The sequence below is a fragment of the Flavobacterium sp. 38 genome, assembly GCF_057799715.1.
The window spans coordinates 705,177-722,120 of the sequence record NZ_JBYNWZ010000001.1; the positions used below are offsets into that span (position 1 = coordinate 705,177).

Annotated in this window: 18 protein-coding genes; 13 read left to right on the forward strand and 5 right to left on the reverse strand. The window is 34.0% G+C overall.

The features are described from left to right. Nucleotides 1-42: 42 nt before the first annotated feature. The gene (locus tag AC3E9W_RS03035) at nucleotides 43-624 is read left to right on the forward strand and encodes a hypothetical protein (protein ID WP_488766799.1); all 582 of its coding nucleotides are present in this window, start codon (nucleotides 43-45) and stop codon (nucleotides 622-624) included. Here AC3E9W_RS03035 and AC3E9W_RS03040 read toward each other — a convergent pair. Genes AC3E9W_RS03040 through AC3E9W_RS03050 form a run of 3 tightly spaced genes read right to left on the reverse strand, consistent with a single transcriptional unit; the run spans nucleotide 610 to nucleotide 1,824 of the window. Beyond that, on the reverse strand, nucleotides 610-765 hold the full coding sequence (locus tag AC3E9W_RS03040) for a hypothetical protein (protein ID WP_488766800.1): 156 nt from the start codon (nucleotides 763-765) through the stop codon (nucleotides 610-612). The genes AC3E9W_RS03035 and AC3E9W_RS03040 overlap by 15 nt on opposite strands. Further along, nucleotides 765-1,220 (reverse strand): hypothetical protein, encoded by a 456-nt coding sequence (locus tag AC3E9W_RS03045; protein WP_488766802.1) that lies wholly within the window; start codon nucleotides 1,218-1,220, stop codon nucleotides 765-767. Before AC3E9W_RS03045 ends, AC3E9W_RS03040 begins: the two co-directional genes overlap by 1 nt. Then, entirely contained in the window at nucleotides 1,204-1,824 is a 621-nt protein-coding gene (locus AC3E9W_RS03050) for an RNA polymerase sigma factor (RefSeq protein ID WP_488766804.1), read from the reverse strand. Before AC3E9W_RS03050 ends, AC3E9W_RS03045 begins: the two co-directional genes overlap by 17 nt. Nucleotides 1,825-2,115: 291 nt before the next feature. Here AC3E9W_RS03050 and AC3E9W_RS03055 point away from each other — a divergent pair, with 291 nt between their 5' ends. Then, nucleotides 2,116-2,463 (forward strand): DUF6249 domain-containing protein, encoded by a 348-nt coding sequence (locus AC3E9W_RS03055; RefSeq protein ID WP_488766805.1) that lies wholly within the window; start codon nucleotides 2,116-2,118, stop codon nucleotides 2,461-2,463. A gap of 56 nt (nucleotides 2,464-2,519) precedes the next feature. Here the strand turns inward: AC3E9W_RS03055 and rnhA are convergent, their stop codons facing one another. Both rnhA and purN read right to left on the reverse strand, forming a co-directional pair. Beyond that, entirely contained in the window at nucleotides 2,520-2,996 is a 477-nt protein-coding gene (rnhA, locus tag AC3E9W_RS03060; RefSeq protein WP_306154225.1) for a ribonuclease HI, read from the reverse strand. Nucleotides 2,997-3,496: 500 nt separating this feature from the next. After that, a complete protein-coding gene (gene purN / locus AC3E9W_RS03065; RefSeq protein WP_488766807.1) occupies nucleotides 3,497-4,060 on the reverse strand; it encodes a phosphoribosylglycinamide formyltransferase in 564 nt (187 codons plus the stop codon). A gap of 175 nt (nucleotides 4,061-4,235) precedes the next feature. Between purN and AC3E9W_RS03070 the strand changes: the two genes are divergently transcribed. From AC3E9W_RS03070 to AC3E9W_RS03120, 11 genes are all read left to right on the forward strand, one after another. Further along, a complete protein-coding gene (locus AC3E9W_RS03070) occupies nucleotides 4,236-4,472 on the forward strand; it encodes an acyl carrier protein (protein WP_007137004.1) in 237 nt (78 codons plus the stop codon). Between the two features lie 236 nt (nucleotides 4,473-4,708). Further along, entirely contained in the window at nucleotides 4,709-5,962 is a 1,254-nt protein-coding gene (gene fabF / locus AC3E9W_RS03075) for a beta-ketoacyl-ACP synthase II (protein ID WP_488766809.1), read from the forward strand. A gap of 9 nt (nucleotides 5,963-5,971) precedes the next feature. After that, nucleotides 5,972-6,712, forward strand: coding sequence for a ribonuclease III (rnc, locus tag AC3E9W_RS03080; RefSeq protein ID WP_306154426.1), 741 nt, complete (start codon nucleotides 5,972-5,974; stop codon nucleotides 6,710-6,712). Nucleotides 6,713-6,837: 125 nt separating this feature from the next. Beyond that, complete coding sequence (locus tag AC3E9W_RS03085) at nucleotides 6,838-7,326, forward strand: IPExxxVDY family protein (protein ID WP_198854955.1); 489 nt, start codon at nucleotides 6,838-6,840, stop codon at nucleotides 7,324-7,326. Nucleotides 7,327-7,331: 5 nt separating this feature from the next. Continuing rightward, nucleotides 7,332-8,765: a pyruvate kinase gene (gene pyk, locus AC3E9W_RS03090; protein WP_306154428.1), complete on the forward strand. Its 1,434-nt coding sequence runs from the start codon at nucleotides 7,332-7,334 to the stop codon at nucleotides 8,763-8,765. 577 nt (nucleotides 8,766-9,342) lie between these two features. Further along, nucleotides 9,343-11,025, forward strand: coding sequence for an arylsulfatase (locus AC3E9W_RS03095; RefSeq protein WP_488766812.1), 1,683 nt, complete (start codon nucleotides 9,343-9,345; stop codon nucleotides 11,023-11,025). Between the two features lie 68 nt (nucleotides 11,026-11,093). Continuing rightward, complete coding sequence (locus AC3E9W_RS03100) at nucleotides 11,094-12,116, forward strand: HAD family hydrolase (RefSeq protein WP_488766814.1); 1,023 nt, start codon at nucleotides 11,094-11,096, stop codon at nucleotides 12,114-12,116. A gap of 108 nt (nucleotides 12,117-12,224) precedes the next feature. Next, a complete protein-coding gene (locus AC3E9W_RS03105; protein WP_306154434.1) occupies nucleotides 12,225-13,043 on the forward strand; it encodes a hypothetical protein in 819 nt (272 codons plus the stop codon). A gap of 42 nt (nucleotides 13,044-13,085) precedes the next feature. Next, a complete protein-coding gene (locus AC3E9W_RS03110) occupies nucleotides 13,086-14,558 on the forward strand; it encodes a DUF1254 domain-containing protein (protein WP_488766816.1) in 1,473 nt (490 codons plus the stop codon). Nucleotides 14,559-14,575: 17 nt separating this feature from the next. Then, the gene (locus AC3E9W_RS03115; protein WP_488766818.1) at nucleotides 14,576-15,976 is read left to right on the forward strand and encodes a DUF2252 domain-containing protein; all 1,401 of its coding nucleotides are present in this window, start codon (nucleotides 14,576-14,578) and stop codon (nucleotides 15,974-15,976) included. Between the two features lie 290 nt (nucleotides 15,977-16,266). After that, on the forward strand, nucleotides 16,267-16,845 hold the full coding sequence (locus AC3E9W_RS03120) for a DUF4136 domain-containing protein (RefSeq protein ID WP_306154440.1): 579 nt from the start codon (nucleotides 16,267-16,269) through the stop codon (nucleotides 16,843-16,845). Nucleotides 16,846-16,944 lie beyond the last annotated feature (99 nt).

Here is a 16,944-nt window from a genome sequence, read left to right on the forward strand (position 1 = left end):
AAAATCTTTTGATTAGTTTTGTTGAAATACGAAAATCAATCCATGAAGAAAATTATCTTTTTATTATCGATTTGCGTTTTATTTTCCTGTGAAAAAAAGGAGCTTAATTTTTCTGATAAAATGTTAGAAATGTTAGCTGATCGTGGTGAAACTATAAATGGAACGATAAGATTGCCTCCACCGCCATCATCATTTTCCAATATATACCTTCGTGTAAAAAGTGATGATATTATGTTGACAAATAGTGATGAACTATTTTTCTTTTACAAGAAATATTATTCTAAAGAATTCAGAACTTTTAAATCTTTCTTAAACCAAATTTTAAATAAAGAATTTGTTTTGGATAACAGATTATTGAAAAATCAAAGGCGTCTTCAGTTGTTTAAGATAAATCCTGTAATTGAAAGAGAATATTCTAAATTGGGATTTGATAAGTTTTTAGAAAAATATTCTAAACAATCATTTCGAAAAGGAAAATTAGAGCTTAATAAATCTAATTTAAAAAACGATGAATATCTAACCATCGCATATTTACTATATATAAATAGATATGATATTAGTCAAGATTGTTATCTTGGAAAGGATTATCTCTATAAAAGAGATGACCATTTAAATTATAAGTGATTTGATTTTCAGCTTTTTATTTTCCCATTTTTCATTAAATTCTTCTAAAGAAATTTTTGGAGATTTTTCGGCCGTTTTTATCCATGTTTTGAAATCCTCTTTAGAGATATTAGGCTGAGTTTTTATGTTTACTTTTTTCATTACAAATCGTATTTCTTATCAAAATAATTCTTCAAAACGCCAACCTGAACCAAAATCATAATTGGAACAATTAAAATAGCGTAAAGAATATTTTTCGAAAAATGAATTCCTGAAAATGCTGTTGAAATCTTATCAGAATATAAAGTTCCGATTTCATCAATTTTAAGATTGCTTTCTGAAACTGAAAAAAGCGATAAATAAATAACGAGTATAGCTAAAGCCGCGCCAATAGCAATCCAAACAGGCTTAGATATTAAAGGTTTGTATACTTTTAGTTTTTTCTCTTCCAAGATTAAAACTTCAGACATTATTTTAGAAGTAAAATCAAAAGATGGCGACTGCAGTTTTTCTTCAGCCATCATTTTATCAATAAGTTGTTCTAAGTTTTTATCGCTCTCTTTCATACGAATATAATATTTGTTTTTTAAACGGAATATGTTATCGGCACTCTTCATTTTGTTTTTGTTTTGGAATCTTGCCGATTTCATAACATTCTATTATTTCTGGTTCTAACTGCTGTTTCAAAACTACGGCTAATTTCTGTCGGCTCCTAAACAATTTTACTTTGGCATTATTGGCCGAAATATTCATTATTTTTCCAATTTCTTCCAAATTATGATCCTCAAAATAAAATAAAGTCAGCAAGAAATTTTCGTCACTTGGTAATAAATTTAAGCATTTCTGAATGGTCTGCTTTCGTTCTTTGTCTTCTAAAGCGCTCAAAGCATTGTCCATCGTTTTAATTAAATGAGAAGAAAATTCATCAATTGAAATATTTAAATCTTCTTTTTTGTTTTTCTTTAAACGATCCAGACAGGTATTGTAAGCAATTTTATAAATCCATGTTGAAAATTTAGAATCGCCTTTAAATTTATTTAATGAACTGTAAATCTTTATAAAAGTGTCTTGTGCAACTTCTTCTGCTTCTTCTCTGTTTTTAACCATTTTAAGAGCCAGCGTAAAGATCATATCTTTATAACGATCAACCAGCACGGCAAACGCATTGGTCTCGCCCTGCAGGATTTTATCGATATAATGCTGATCATTAATTGTACTCATATTATATAGGACGACAATGTTTTGAAAAAGGTTACAAGAATCTTGAAAAATAAATTCCAAACTTTTTAAATTCCAAATTCCAATCTTTAATATATAAGGTAGAATTGAACTTTGTCAAAGTTTTAAACTTTGACAAAGTTGGCAACGTAAAAAATAACATCAAAATTAATTGATTATCAGTGACTTTTGTAATTTGGGATTTGTTTTTTGAAATTTATTTTAAAATTCTGTAACCTCATTTCAAAACCTGTCGTCCTATGGGTATATCAATCAATTAAAAACATAACTATCATGGACGACAAAATTTTAATTCCAATCAGCTTTTTTTTAATGGTCTTTGGGATCGTTTATTTAATTTATTCAACAAGAAACAGAGAGCGTCTGGCTCTTATAGAAAAAGGAGTAGATGCCAGTATCTTTTTGCAAGGAAAAGGAAATGGGGTGCCAGCTTGGAAAGTGTTTGTTGTAAATGTAGCTTTCTTATTAATAGGAAGTGGCGTTGGAATTTTTCTAGCGTTGCTAATTACAACTTATACTTCTCTTGACGATGGAGCAGTTTACCCTTCAATTATTTTCATAATGGCAGGTATCGGACTTTTGACAGGATTTAAAACGGCAAAAGATTTAGATAAAGAATAAGCAGTTTGTAAAGATTTAAGTTAGTACAAAAAACGCATCAATATTGATGCGTTTTTTTATTCTTTAGAACCGATGGTTTCGTAATAAACGTCAACCGAAAGTTTGGGCTGCATAGATGCCATAACGGCCAACTGATCGCAACGCTCGTTTTGCGGATGATTATTATGGCCTTTTATCCATTTGAAATCGACTTTGTGTTTTCGGTAAACAATTAAAAAGCGCTTCCATAAATCAGGGTTTTTTTTGCCTGTATAGCCTTTTTTCTCCCATCCGAAAACCCATTTTTTTTCGACAGAGTCAACTACATATTTAGAATCTGAAATAACCAGAACCTTCATGCCTGGATTTTTGAGTTTTTCTAAACCAACAATTACCGCCAGAAGTTCCATTCTGTTATTGGTAGTAAGACGAAAACCTTCGTAGAATTCTTTTTTATATGGAGTACCTACTAGTTCCATGACAACACCATAACCGCCATTTCCTGGATTTCCCTTGGCAGCGCCATCTGTATATATATGTACTTCGTGAGACATTTAATTATTTTAGATTTTAGATTGTTGATTTTAGATTGGAAATGCTTTGTCTGTTTTTTTATTTTTTACCATATAAGTTATATAAGTTCATTTTAAAAATTGGAACGTTATGTTGCTTAATGGATAGGCAAGGGCATTTAAGTTTTGATAGAAAAGGAAATGCTTTGTCTTTTTTTTATTTTTCACCATATAAGTTATATAAGTTCATTTTAAAAATTGGAACGTTATGTTGCTTAATGGATAGGCAAGGGCATTTAAGTTTTGATAAAAAAGTAAATGCTTTGCCTGTTTTTTCTTTTTTTAAACCATTTAAGTTATATAAGGATATTTAAAAAATTGGAATGCAATGTTGTTTAGTGACAAGGACATTTAAGTTTTGTTATTTTATACTTCAGCTTAAAATGAATTCAAATACACTTATAAGATCTTAAATTTTACGTTCCTATAATTTTGCGTCCCCCTTCTAAAATGGACTTATATAACTTATATGGTTTAAAAAATTACGCGTGCAGTAATCTCTCGATAATCTCCGGGAAATGTTTTTGTTCTAGTTCATGAATTTTCTCTGCAACGGTTTCTGGAGTATCTTCGTCTGTTAGCGCAACGTTTGCTTGGAAAATGATACCGCCTTCATCATAATGTTCGTTTACATAATGAATAGAGATTCCTGTTTCTTTTTCCTTATTATTTACAATAGCTCTATGTATGTGCATTCCGTACATTCCTTTACCTCCGTAATTCGGTAAAAGTGCAGGATGGATATTTATTATTTTGTTTGGATATAGTTCGATTATGTTTTCGGGAAACTTCAATAGAAAACCAGCCAGCACGATCAAATCTGGGTCGATTTCCTGTACTTTTTGTAGTAGGTTTCTCTCTAAAAGTTCGTTTTTTGAGAAGATTTCAACTGGAATTTGATGATTTTTTGCTCTTTCAATCACTTTTGCTGAAGCATTATTTGTAAAGACCGAAACGACCTTCGCGATTTCGGTGTTCGCAAAATATTTTATAATGTTCTCTGCGTTAGTTCCTGATCCTGAGGCAAAAACGATAATTTTTTTCATAAAGCTGTGTGTTTTGAGAATGCAAAAAACGGAATAAAAAACGAAAATAAATAGCTTTGAAAGACCTTTCTTGAAATTAATTTTATAAATTAGTGTCACATTTATAAACTAAATAGTTGTTTTAAAATAAAGTTTTTTATTTTTGCCAACAAATTAAATTCTAAAATTAAAGATTATGTCAGACATTGCATCAAGAGTAAAAGCGATTATCGTAGACAAATTAGGTGTTGACGAAAACGAAGTTGTAACAGAAGCAAGCTTCACTAATGATTTAGGAGCTGACTCATTAGACACTGTTGAGCTTATTATGGAATTCGAAAAAGAATTTGATATTCAAATTCCAGACGATCAAGCAGAAAACATTGCTACTGTTGGTCAAGCTATTTCTTATATCGAAGAAGCAAAAAAATAATAATACCACACCCGATTTCTAAAAATCCCAATTTTTGAAATTCCAAATTCCAATTGGAATTTGATTTTTGATTTTTGAAATTTTTAAGAGTCGGGTGTTATTATTTTTTTAAAATTTAAATTTCGATTGATTCTCAATCAAAAAGATATATTTATATTGTAATTCCCATGGCTCTTAAGTAACTATAAGTTAAGAAAGCGTGGGTTTTATTTGTTTAAAGTACAAAATACATATTTATGGCATTAAGGCGAGTTGTTGTAACAGGATTAGGTGCACTTACTCCTATCGGGAATAATATCCAAGAATATTGGAATGCACTTGTGAATGGAGTTAGCGGAGCCGCTCCAATCACATATTATGATACCGAGAAACACAAAACGAAATTTGCCTGCGAAGTAAAAAACTTCAATATTGAAGATTACATGGATCGCAAGGAATCTCGTAGATTAGATAAATTTGCACAGTATGCAATTGCTGCCAGTGATGAAGCTATCAAAGATGCCGGAATCACAAATGATAACGTAAACAAACAAAGAGTTGGTGTTATCTGGGGAGCAGGAATTGGAGGTTTAGAAACTTTCCAAGATGAAGTATTGTATTATGCAAAAGGTGATGGAACTCCAAAGTTCAATCCTTTCTTTATTCCTAAAATGATTGCTGATATTGCTCCTGCGCATATCTCTATGCGTAACGGGTATATGGGGCCAAATTATACTACAGTTTCTGCTTGTGCATCTTCTGCAAACGCATTAATTGATGCTTTCAATTACATTCGTTTAGGAATGTGTGATGTTATTGTGTCTGGTGGTTCTGAAGCAGCAGTTACAATTGCAGGTATGGGAGGATTTAGCTCAATGCACGCTTTATCTACAAGAAACGAAAGCCCAGAAACAGCTTCTAGACCTTTTGATGCTACCAGAGATGGTTTCGTATTAGGAGAAGGAGCAGGAGCGTTAGTTCTTGAAGATTACGAGCATGCTAAAGCTAGAGGGGCAAAAATCTACTGCGAAATTGGCGGTGGAGGTATGTCTTCTGATGCTTACCACTTAACCGCACCACATCCGGAAGGAATTGGAGTTATTGCAGTGATGGAAAATACATTGAGAGATGCTGGAATGAGCCCTGATCAAGTTGATCACATTAATACCCACGGAACTTCTACTCCATTAGGAGATGTTGCGGAGTTAAAAGCGATTAGCAAAGTTTTTGGAGATCATGCTAAAAACATCAATATCAACTCTACAAAATCTATGACAGGACACTTACTTGGTGCTGCTGGAGCTATTGAAGCTATTGCTTCTATTCTGGCAATGCAACACGGAATTGTTCCTCCAACGATTAACCATACAGTTGTTGACCAAAACATTGATCCATCTTTAAACCTTACTCTAAACAAACCTCAAAAAAGAGAAGTAAATGTTGCTATGAGTAATACATTTGGTTTTGGTGGACATAATGCTTGCGTATTGTTTAAAAAACTAGCTGACTAATTTCTGTATATGAATATTATCAAAAAAATATTTTCTAAATCCCGTTCTCTAGAAGACGGGATTTTTTTTGACACTATTCAGAAAATTCTTGGTTTTCAGCCTACAAATATTGATTTTTATAGAAGAGCTTTTACGCATCGCTCTTCAAATAAATTAGATGAAAAAGGCCATCCTATAAATTATGAACGCCTAGAATTTTTAGGAGATGCTATGTTAAGTGCGGTTATTGCTGCACATTTGTTTAACAAAGCTCCGAATGGAGACGAAGGCTATTTGACCAAAATGCGTTCCAAAATAGTGAGTCGTGAACATTTGAATGAATTGGGTAAAGATTTAAATTTAGTACAGTTTGTAGAAAGCAAAGTGCCGATTCAGCATTTTGGAGAAAACATTCACGGTAATATTTTTGAATCACTTATCGGAGCAATTTATTTAGATAAAGGCTATTCTTTTTGCGAAAAATTTATTCAAAAAAAGGTAGTGACACCTTATGTCGATATTGCTCGATTAGAAGGAAAAGTTATAAGTTATAAAAGCCTTGTTATCGAATGGTGCCAGAAAGAAAAAAGAGTTTTTCATTATGACATTTTTGAAGACAATGGCATAGACGGCCAGCGTTTATTTGGTGTTAAATTGAGTATCGACGATAAAGTTGTTGCAAGAGCGAGAGCAACTTCAAAAAAGAAAGCAGAAGAAAAAGCATCGCAAAGAGCGTATTTTGCATTTCAAGAGAAAATTGACAAGAAATAGCTGCAAAAATGTTGTAACTATCACAAGGCTACAACGTTTTCGTTTATAATTTAACAAAACAAGCATGTCATAACTGTTGATGCTCCGTTTAGAAATAGTATATTTACAACTTGATTTTTCAAGACATGGCTATTCATAAATTGGATTTAGACGAATTTGACGAAATTGATTATTATTTAATGGCAATTCATACTTCATTAGAAGATTATAGACTGGCCTATTTTATCAATAAAATCCTTCCGATTAACTTAAGTAAGAGCAAACACGAGATCCATGCTCAGACTAAGGAAGGTGAAGCAAATTTTTCTAGATTCTATTATTATGATGAAGAAAAAGCTGTTTCCTGGAATTTAATTCAGAATAAAAATGAAATCATTTCTGTGAGTACAAATGATTTTCAGAATTTGTTTTCTAATGAAACAAGTGAGGTTTCGACAACAATTCATTTACTTCCTGAATTTAAAAAAGTCGATTTTTTCCTGAAAATTGATAATAGCGAAGAGGCGCTTAATTTTTCAGAAATTCAACAAAAATTAAACACAATAGAAAGTATTGCGGCTATTTATGCCGTTGATACAGACAAGATAAAATCAAAAAACAATCTAATTTTTTAAAAAAAATGCTAACAAACAAGAAAACCAAAATTGTTGCTACACTTGGCCCCGCTTGTAGTACAAGAGAGATCATTAAAGATATGATCGACGCAGGTGTTAATGTGTTTAGAATCAATTTTTCGCATGCAGATTACGAAGGAGTAAAAGAAAAAATAGACATTATTAGAGGCTTAAACGAAGAGTTTGGTTACACGACAGCAATCTTAGGAGATTTGCAAGGACCAAAACTTAGAGTAGGTGTAATGGAAGAAGGTACTGTTGTAAACGATGGTGATGAAATCACTTTTACAACTGCTGAAGATATTATCGGAACTTCAAAAAGAGCGTTCATGAAATATCAGAATTTCCCAAATGATGTTAACGTTGGAGAGCGTATCTTGCTTGATGATGGTAAATTGATTTTCGAAATTGTTTCTACAGATAAAAAAACGGAGGTTGTTGCTAAAGTTATCCAAGGTGGAGAATTGAAGTCTAAAAAAGGAGTTAACCTTCCAAATACAAAAATTTCTTTACCAGCTTTAACAGAAAAAGATATTGCAGATGCAATTTTCGCTATCGAGCAAAAAGTAGACTGGATCGCACTTTCATTCGTAAAGACTCCTCGCGATTTACAAGACTTACAAGAATTAATTGCTAAGCATTCTGAAGTTAAAATTCCAATCATTGCTAAAATTGAAATGCCAGAAGCTCTTGAGAACATGGATAAAATTGTAGCATATTGCGATGGTTTAATGGTTGCTCGTGGAGATCTTGGTGTTGAGCTTCCTGCTCACGAAGTTCCGTTGGTACAAAAAGATTTGATCAGAAGAGCTAAAACGGCTAGAATTCCAGTTATCGTTGCTACACAAATGATGGAAACAATGATTACAAGTTTAACTCCAACAAGAGCAGAAGTAAATGACGTTGCAAACTCTGTAATGGATGGTGCAGATGCTGTTATGTTGTCTGGAGAAACGGCTACAGGAAACTACCCTGTACAAGTAATTCAGAGAATGGCACAAATTTGTGAGGCTGTTGAGAATTCACCATTAATTCAAGTTCCACAAAATACACCACAGATTAAAACAAAACGTTTTGTTACTAAAACAGTTTGTCACCAAGCGGCTTTATTAGCAAATGAAATCGAAGCTAAAGCGATCTGTACTTTAACAAACAGCGGTTACACGGCATTCCAAATTTCGGCTTGGAGACCATCAACTGCTCATATTTTAGTATTTACTTCAAACAGAAGAATCTTAACACAATTGAATTTATTATGGGGAGTTAAATCTTTCTACTATGATAATGAAGAAAGTACAGATGATACTGTAACAGATGTAAATCAAATTGCAATCGAGAAAGGTTATGCCAAAAAAGGAGATTATTTAATCAACCTTGCTGCAATGCCAATTAAAGATAGAGGAATGGTTAACACGATGAGAGTTTCTGAAATCGAGTAATTATTTCTTCAAAACATATTTTAAAAAAGCCGCTTATTCTTTAAGCGGCTTTTTTGTTTTTTGAGACTTTTTCAAAAATAGTTTACTTTCCTTGATTTGCTATTCTGGCAATCTTATACACTTTTGGTCAAAAAAGAGTTTTTATGTTTCATTTGACTCAATTTTTACAAATTAACTACACAAAAAAACGGAACAAACTTGCATTTCCTTCTTTTTCGAACTTTTGGTAACAAAAATGTAACTAGTTAATTTTCTGACGTTTTGATGTGTTTCATTTTATAAGATGAAACATTTTGGTGCAAATTTTTAACTTTTCTTGTTTCATATTATAAAATGAAACAAGCTCGTTCCGAATAAATACAATTGTTCGCTCATTTATTAGTTAATTTTGAGAGACTTAAGAAAAAGTTAAAATTTTTTTGTTTCAGATTTTAAAATAAAATGAATTTGAAACACATCAAAAAAATGAAACCTCGTTTAGATTGTTTTTTTGAAAGCTTACCATTTCCCATTTGATTTTTTTGCATTTATCAAACTCATATAATAATAACAAGATCTATTAACGAATTTTTTAATCATGAAACAAATTAAATTAAAATGCGGATTTATAAATACCTTTCAGGTATTAGCGTTACTATTTTTTTCTGGGGTTTCTATTATGGCGCAAAGCAAAAAGCCAAATATTCTTATTATTTGGGGGGATGATATTGGGACAACTAATATTAGTGCTTACAGCGATGGATTAATGGGGTATACAACACCAAATATTGATAGAATTGCAAATGAAGGACAACGTTTTCTCCAATATTATGGAGAGCAAAGCTGTACTGCAGGACGTGCGGCATTCTTAACTGGGCAGCACGGTATTCGTACTGGATTGACAAAAGTAGGATATCCAGGGGCTCCAATGGGAATGAGCCAGTTAGATCCTTCTATTGGAGGGATTATGAAAAATCTAGGTTACGCAACAGGGCAATTTGGTAAAAACCACGTGGGTGACCGTAACGAAAACCTTCCGACAGTAAATGGTTTTGACGAATTTTTCGGGAATCTTTATCACCTTAATGCCGAAGAAGAACCAGAATTGCCGGATTATCCAAAAGATCCAGAATATTTGAAAAAATTTGGACCTAGAGGAGTTTTAAAATGTTCTGCAACTAGTGCAGATGATGGTACAGTTGATCCTCGTTTTGGAAAAGTGGGCAAACAAAAAATCGAAGATACAGGAGCTCTTACTAAAAAAAGAATGGAAACTATCGATGACGAAACATCTGCAGCAGCAATCGATTTTATCAAAAGACAGCATGCAGCTGGAAAACCATTTTTTGTATGGTGGAACGGAACACGTATGCACCTTCGTACACACGTAAGACCTGAGCACAGAGGAAGATACACACACGGAGATAGTGAGTACATTGACGGTATGATCGAACATGATATGACTGTTGGAGATCTTCTAAAAGCATTAGACGATTTAGGAATTGCAGACAATACAATTGTAGTGTATTCTACAGATAATGGTCCGCACATGAATACTTGGCCTGACGGAGCAATGACACCATTCCGTTCTGAGAAAAACACAAACTGGGAAGGAGCTTTTAGAGTTCCATGTATGATTCGTTGGCCAGGAGTTGTTAAACCAGGTGTAGTGAGTAACGAAATTATGTCGCATAACGACTGGATGCCAACATTAGCATCTATTGCTGGAGAAAAAGATTTGATTAAAAAACTTTTAACTGGATATACAGCTAATGGTAAAAATTATAAAGTGCACTTGGATGGATACAATCAAGAAGACTTTTTAAGAGGAAAATCTCAAAAAAGCGCAAGAAACAGATTTATATATTCTGATGATGACGGTCTGCTTGTAGGCTGGCGTGAAGGAGATTATAAATTTGTATATGCAGAACAGCGAAGAGAAGGAACTTTGGAAGTTTGGGCAGAACCTTTTACTAAATTAAGGCTTCAAAAAATCTTCAACTTAATGCAGGATCCGTTTGAAAGAGCAGATATTACTTCGAATACGTTTTATGACTGGCAGTTGAATCATGTTCCTTTGATTTACGGAAATACAAATGATGTAGTAGAATTTGCGATGACGTTCAAAGATTTTCCACCGCGTTCTATTCCGCCAAGTTTCTCTGCATATACGATTATGGAAGAAATGCTGCAAAGTATTAAGGCGCAAAAGTTTATAGAGAAAAATGTATTGCCAAAAATGGAAGGTGATAAAGCGGCTTCTGATTCGAAGAAAAAATAAATAGTAACCAGTTCTAAAAAGATTCAGGCGTAAGTGTCTGGATCTTTTTGACTACAATTCAAAATGTCATGAACAAGATAAAACTATCCATTTTAACGCTGACACTGTTTGTGTTTGTTTCTTGCAAAAAATCTGATAATCCAGCTGCAGTAAATACTTCAGCTTCTGACAGCACGAATATAGCGACGAGTTCTGACCCGTTGCCAAGCTGGAATGATACGCCTTTAAAGAAAGAAATTATCGATTATGTTACGAAAGTAACCAAAGAAGGAAGCGCTGATTTTATACCTGAAGGAGATAGAATTGCCACTTTTGATAATGACGGAACTTTGTGGGCTGAGAAACCTTATGTACAAGAACTATTTGCTTTTTACCGTGTGAAAAAAATGGTCGAAGCAAATCCGGAGTTGGCAAAAAAACAGCCTTTTAAAGCTGTCGTAGAAAAAGATAAAGCCTTTTTTGAAAAAGGAGGAGATAAAGCATTAATTGAACTCGTTGCAGCGACTCATACCGGTATGACTGAAGCGGAGTTTGAAGCTTCGGCTAAGGAGTTTTTTGCAGGAGCTAAATATCCTGGTAAAAATGTGCCGATAAAGCAAATTAGATACCAGCCTCAATTAGAATTGCTAAATTATCTGAGAGCCAATGGTTTTAAAACCTTTATTGTAACAGGGGGAACTGTAGAATTGGTACGTACTATTTCTGAAGATTTCTACGGAATTCCAAAATATCAGGTTGTGGGAACTTCTTTCAAATATAAATTTGATGATGCTACCAATAATATTGTAAGAGAACCTGCCTTAGACCTTTTGGACGATAAAGTAGGCAAACCAGTTGGAATACAATTGCATATTGGTCAAAGACCTGTTTTTGCCTGCGGAAATGAAGGCGGAGCAGGAGACCTTGCCATGTTGCGATATTCTCAAGGAAGCAAATATCCTTCATTTCAAATGATTGTAAACCACAATGATTCTATCAGAGAATACAGTTACCAAGAAAAAGATAATCTTTCATTAAGTACTGCTGGTAAATACAAATATCATGTAATCAGTATGAAAGACGATTGGAAAACGATATTTCCAGACAAATAATTCCGAATTAGTAAAAATCAAAAAGAAACAGTTTTTACAAAGTTGAGGCTGTTTCTTTTTTGACTAAAAAGATGATTGATAATCTTTAAGTATACGATTATGAAAATTATGAGATCACAAAACGCCCTAAAGTTATTTCTAAGCATAACTTTTTTACTTTCAAGTTTAGTCGTATCGGCACAAGAAGAGCCTAAAGCTGGAACAAGTGCACAAGAACTTGCCGATAAAATGGCAAATCCTGTAGCGAGCTTAATTAGTGTGCCGCTGCAAAACAATCTTACTTATGGAATTGGTCCGTATAATGGAATAAAATATCAGATCAATATACAGCCAGTTGTTCCTTTTAAATTAAGTGAGAATCTAAATTTAATTACTCGTTATATTCTTCCAGTTGTAGATCAGCAAGATGTTACGGGAGAAAACACACATGAGTTTGGTTTAAGTGACGCAACAGTAACTGCTTTTTTTGCTCCTAAAACAAAGGGAATTATTTTAGGAGTTGGTCCTGCTTTTTTAGTGCCAACCGCGACAGAAAAATTTTTAGGAACAGAAAAATTTGGAATTGGACCTAGTGTTTTGGTCATGCACCAAGGCAAAGGACTTTCTATAGGTTTTCTGGCCAATCAAATTTGGTCTGTTGCAGGAGCTAATGATCGGGCCGATTTTAATCAGTTTTACACACAATTATTTCTAACACATAGTTATAAAAGTGGTGCGAGTTTAGGTATTACTTCAGAGATTACGCAAAACTGGCAAGGCAATTCGACGCTAATTACCGTTAGTCCAAATGTTGGAGCCATTACCAAATTAGGAAATCAGACGATGCAATTTGCTGTTATGCCTTTAATACCAGTTGTAGGGCATTCAAGCATAAGACCAGATTGGGGACTTAGAGCGGTGGTAGCCTTCATATTTCCTGGTTCTTAAAACGAACTTCATATTGTTTTTAAATCAAAATCTATTAGATATATGAAAAAAGCTATAGCACTGTTATTACTTTTAGTACTAATAATTTCATGTAAATCAGATAAAAAAGAAAATACAGTTTCGATTAATGAAACGGTAAAAGATACCGTAAAATCTGTTGTTCCAGGACCAGTTCCCGATGTTGTAATGACAAAAGAATATGTTTATCAGCTTGGAAAACAAATGTATTTCTGGGGATGGCCATTGGTAAATATGCACAATCGCGTATTGGTAATGCGAAAAGTGCCTATGCCGGGACTTAATGGCGGAGCAGTTCCTGTTGCGCCAGTAAATAATTTGTGCATGACATCAGATTATATTACGCCATTTGAACGCTATGTTGCCTGTCCAAATCAGGATGTAGTTTACGGATTCGGAATTATGATGCTGAATGAAAGTCCTGTTGTAGTTCAGGTTCCAGATTTTGGAGATCGTTTTTGGGTGGTTCAATTAGGAAACCAGCGTACAGACGGAATTGCAAAATTGGGCGCCATGTATGGCAGTAAAAAAGGGTTTTATTTAATCGTAGGACCAGGATGGAATGGAAAAGTGCCTGACGGCATTACAGAAGTTTTTCATAGCGATACAAACTTAGCTTTTGTAATTCCGAGAGCGTTTTTGAATAATACTGAAGAAGACAGAAAAGCGATTCAGCCTGTTATCAATCAATTGATGGCATATCCTTTAAGTGAATACGATGGAAAAGTAAAAACAAAAGAATGGGCAAAAATACCATCATTTCCTGATCCAAATAAAAGTGAAGGCGGAAAAGAAGTTGCTTTTGTAATTCCAGAGAAATTTTTCCAAGAATTTCCAAGTATTCTAAAAGAAGTTCCGCCATTAAGAGGAGAAGAAGCCCTTTATGCGCAGTTTAATTCAGTACTAGATGCAACTAAAAAAGACAGTACTCTAATGCCTATTTTAACAAAAGCAGCTATAGATGCTGAGCGCGAATTAATAGAGCCACTTCGTCAATTCAAAAACGTAGGCGTACCGGTAGGAAACTATTGGAATACGACAAAAAATGGAGCAAACTTTGGTACCGATTATCTCAGCAGAACAAGTGCTGCGAGAGCAAATATATTTGTAAACCAGCCGCAGGAAACCATTTATTACAATCAGGATTTAGATAATAAAGGTGTTGAATTGAATGGAAAATCAAACTACACCATCACTTTTACGAAAGATTTAATTCCGAAAGTAAAAGGTTTCTGGTCACTTACCGTTTATGATCACAATCATTTCTTTTTTATAAATGATGCCAAAATTTATTCGTTAGGAACGAAAAATAAAGATTTGAAATATAATACAGATGGCTCGCTAACCCTATATTTCCAAAACACGAAACCATCTGCAGACAAAGTCAGCAATTGGCTTCCTGTTCCAAAAGATAAGTTTGGGCTTTTATTACGTTCTTATTGGCCAGAAGAAAGCATGATAAAAGGCTATACGCCGCCATCTTTGGTAAAAGGATAAAACGCTAATTAAAAGTTATGCCTGAAAAATCTAAAGATATCGAAGAAACCATATTTGATCCATTGGCATCAAAGGCAGAACGTTATGAAAAAGGCGCTTTGATCAGAAAAAAAGTGCCTTTGTCAAAACATCAGGAATGGAATTCTTTTAAGAATCGAAAAGATCCTGTAGACATTTTGATTCAGACCAGTATAGGAAGAGTTGAAAGTTTATTGCCTATTCGATACAGAAGAATGATGGAATCGCCTTTTTCATTTTACAGAGGAGCTGCCGCGATTATGGCTGCAGATTTGGCCCATACGCCTGTATCGGGAATAAACCTTCAGCTTTGCGGTGATTGCCATTTAATGAATTTCGGCGGATTTGCAACTCCTGAACGCAAATTGGTTTTTGATATTAATGATTTTGACGAAACATTTCCAGGTCCTTGGGAATGGGATGTAAAAAGATTGGCAGCCAGTTTTATCATTGCGGGACAATGGCGAAAATTCTCCAACAAAAACGGTAAACAATTTGCGTGGAATGTTGCAGATAGCTACAAACGGCACATGTTGGATTACAGTAAATTATCTGCCCTTCAGATTTGGTATGCCGATATTGATTTTGCAGAAATGATTGAGTTAGGAAAAGACAAAGAGCTCAAAGAATTTCATCATAAAAGAATAAAAAAAGCTTCAGAATATACCGCTCATGAAAAAGAGTTTGCAAAGATGACTTATTTTGATGGAGCCAGAGCCCGCATAAAAGATGATCAGCCTTTGATATTTCATCCTAGCGGAGATCTTGAAAAGCAAATTAATAAAGAAGGCGAGATTATTCATAAAAGATATGTCGAATCGCTATCAGAAGATAAACAGATTTTGTTAAGCCGATATAGAATTCATGATATAGCCATAAAAGTAGTGGGTGTAGGAAGTGTTGGAACGCTTTGCGGCATCAGCTTATTAATGTCTGCTACGGGAGAACCTATTTTTTTGCAATTTAAAGAAGCCAGAAAAAGCGTATTAGAAGAAAATGTAAAAATTAAAGGAAAATATAAGCATCAGGGCGAACGTATTGTTATGGGGCAAAAACTGATGCAATCGGCGTCTGATATGTTTCTAGGCTGGACAAATGACAGCACAGGTAAGTTCTTCTACATTCGACAGCTTAGAGATGCCAAAATAAAACCAATTCTCGAAATTATGAAGCCCAAAAATATGGCAGATTACGCCAAAGCTTGCGGTTGGGCACTGGCAAGAGCTCATGCGCGTTCGGGAGATCCGTCTTTAATTTCGGGTTATATTGGAGATACAGACGAATTTGCTGATGCAATTGCTGAGTTTTCGATGCTGTATGCCCATCAAAACGAATTGGATTACCAAAAAATGCTGGAAGCAATAAAACACGGAAAATTGCCTGTAGCGCCAGAAATTTAGTTTTTTTTCTTAATAGAAAAAAGTATTGTAGCCGTACAGGGTAAATAGAATAAAAAAACAAAATCTTGAAGCCAAAAAGCCGCGAAAACAAAGGCGTAAGATTTTATTTATTTAATAGTGTTAATTAAATAAAATAATTTATCTTTGAGAGTGATCTAAGTAATTGTTTAATAGTGGTTTGTGCTATTTGAAACAATTATTACGATTAAGCCCCCTCCGTTCAAGATTTTTACGATTTTAATAGATTCGAGTTAAACTGATTTAATTATTAATTTAATAAATACCACAACATGAATATTAAAAGAACAAATCTTCGCATAATCCCAATTCTATTCTTGGGCTTGTTTTACAGCTGTTCTCCAACTGTAAAAGTGACAACTGATTATGATCATGGTGCTAATTTTAGTGAATACAAAACATTTGCCGTTTACGATTTAAAAGCACAGCAAGGTCAGGTTAATCAGCTGAATGTTGACCGTGTTACCAAAGCAATTAGAAACGAAATGCTGGCAAAAGGATTTACAGAATCCAGCACTCCAGATTTAAAGGTTAATGCCGTTTCTATCTTAAAAAACAAAACTTCTGTTAGTGCCAATACCGATTTTTACGGATACGGAGGAATGTACCGCCCTTACGGTTATTGGGGAGGCGGTGCTATGATGGGTGGTGCCAATACAACATTTAATACCTACGATTATGTTGATGGCTCGCTGGTAATAGACATTGTCTCTACAAAAACAGATAAGTTGGTTTGGCAGGGAATCGGAAATGCTGAAATAGACAGCAAACCAGATAATCCAGAAGAATTTATTAATAGTTCTATCCAAAAAATACTAGCTGGTTTCCCTCCGGGAGCCGTTAAAAAATAATGAAACAAATAAAGTTTTGTACTTGCCATTTTCGGCAAGTACAGGCTTTACTCTTGTAGCCCCTTTTCGCATTCTATTTTTAAGATAATAATACCACAC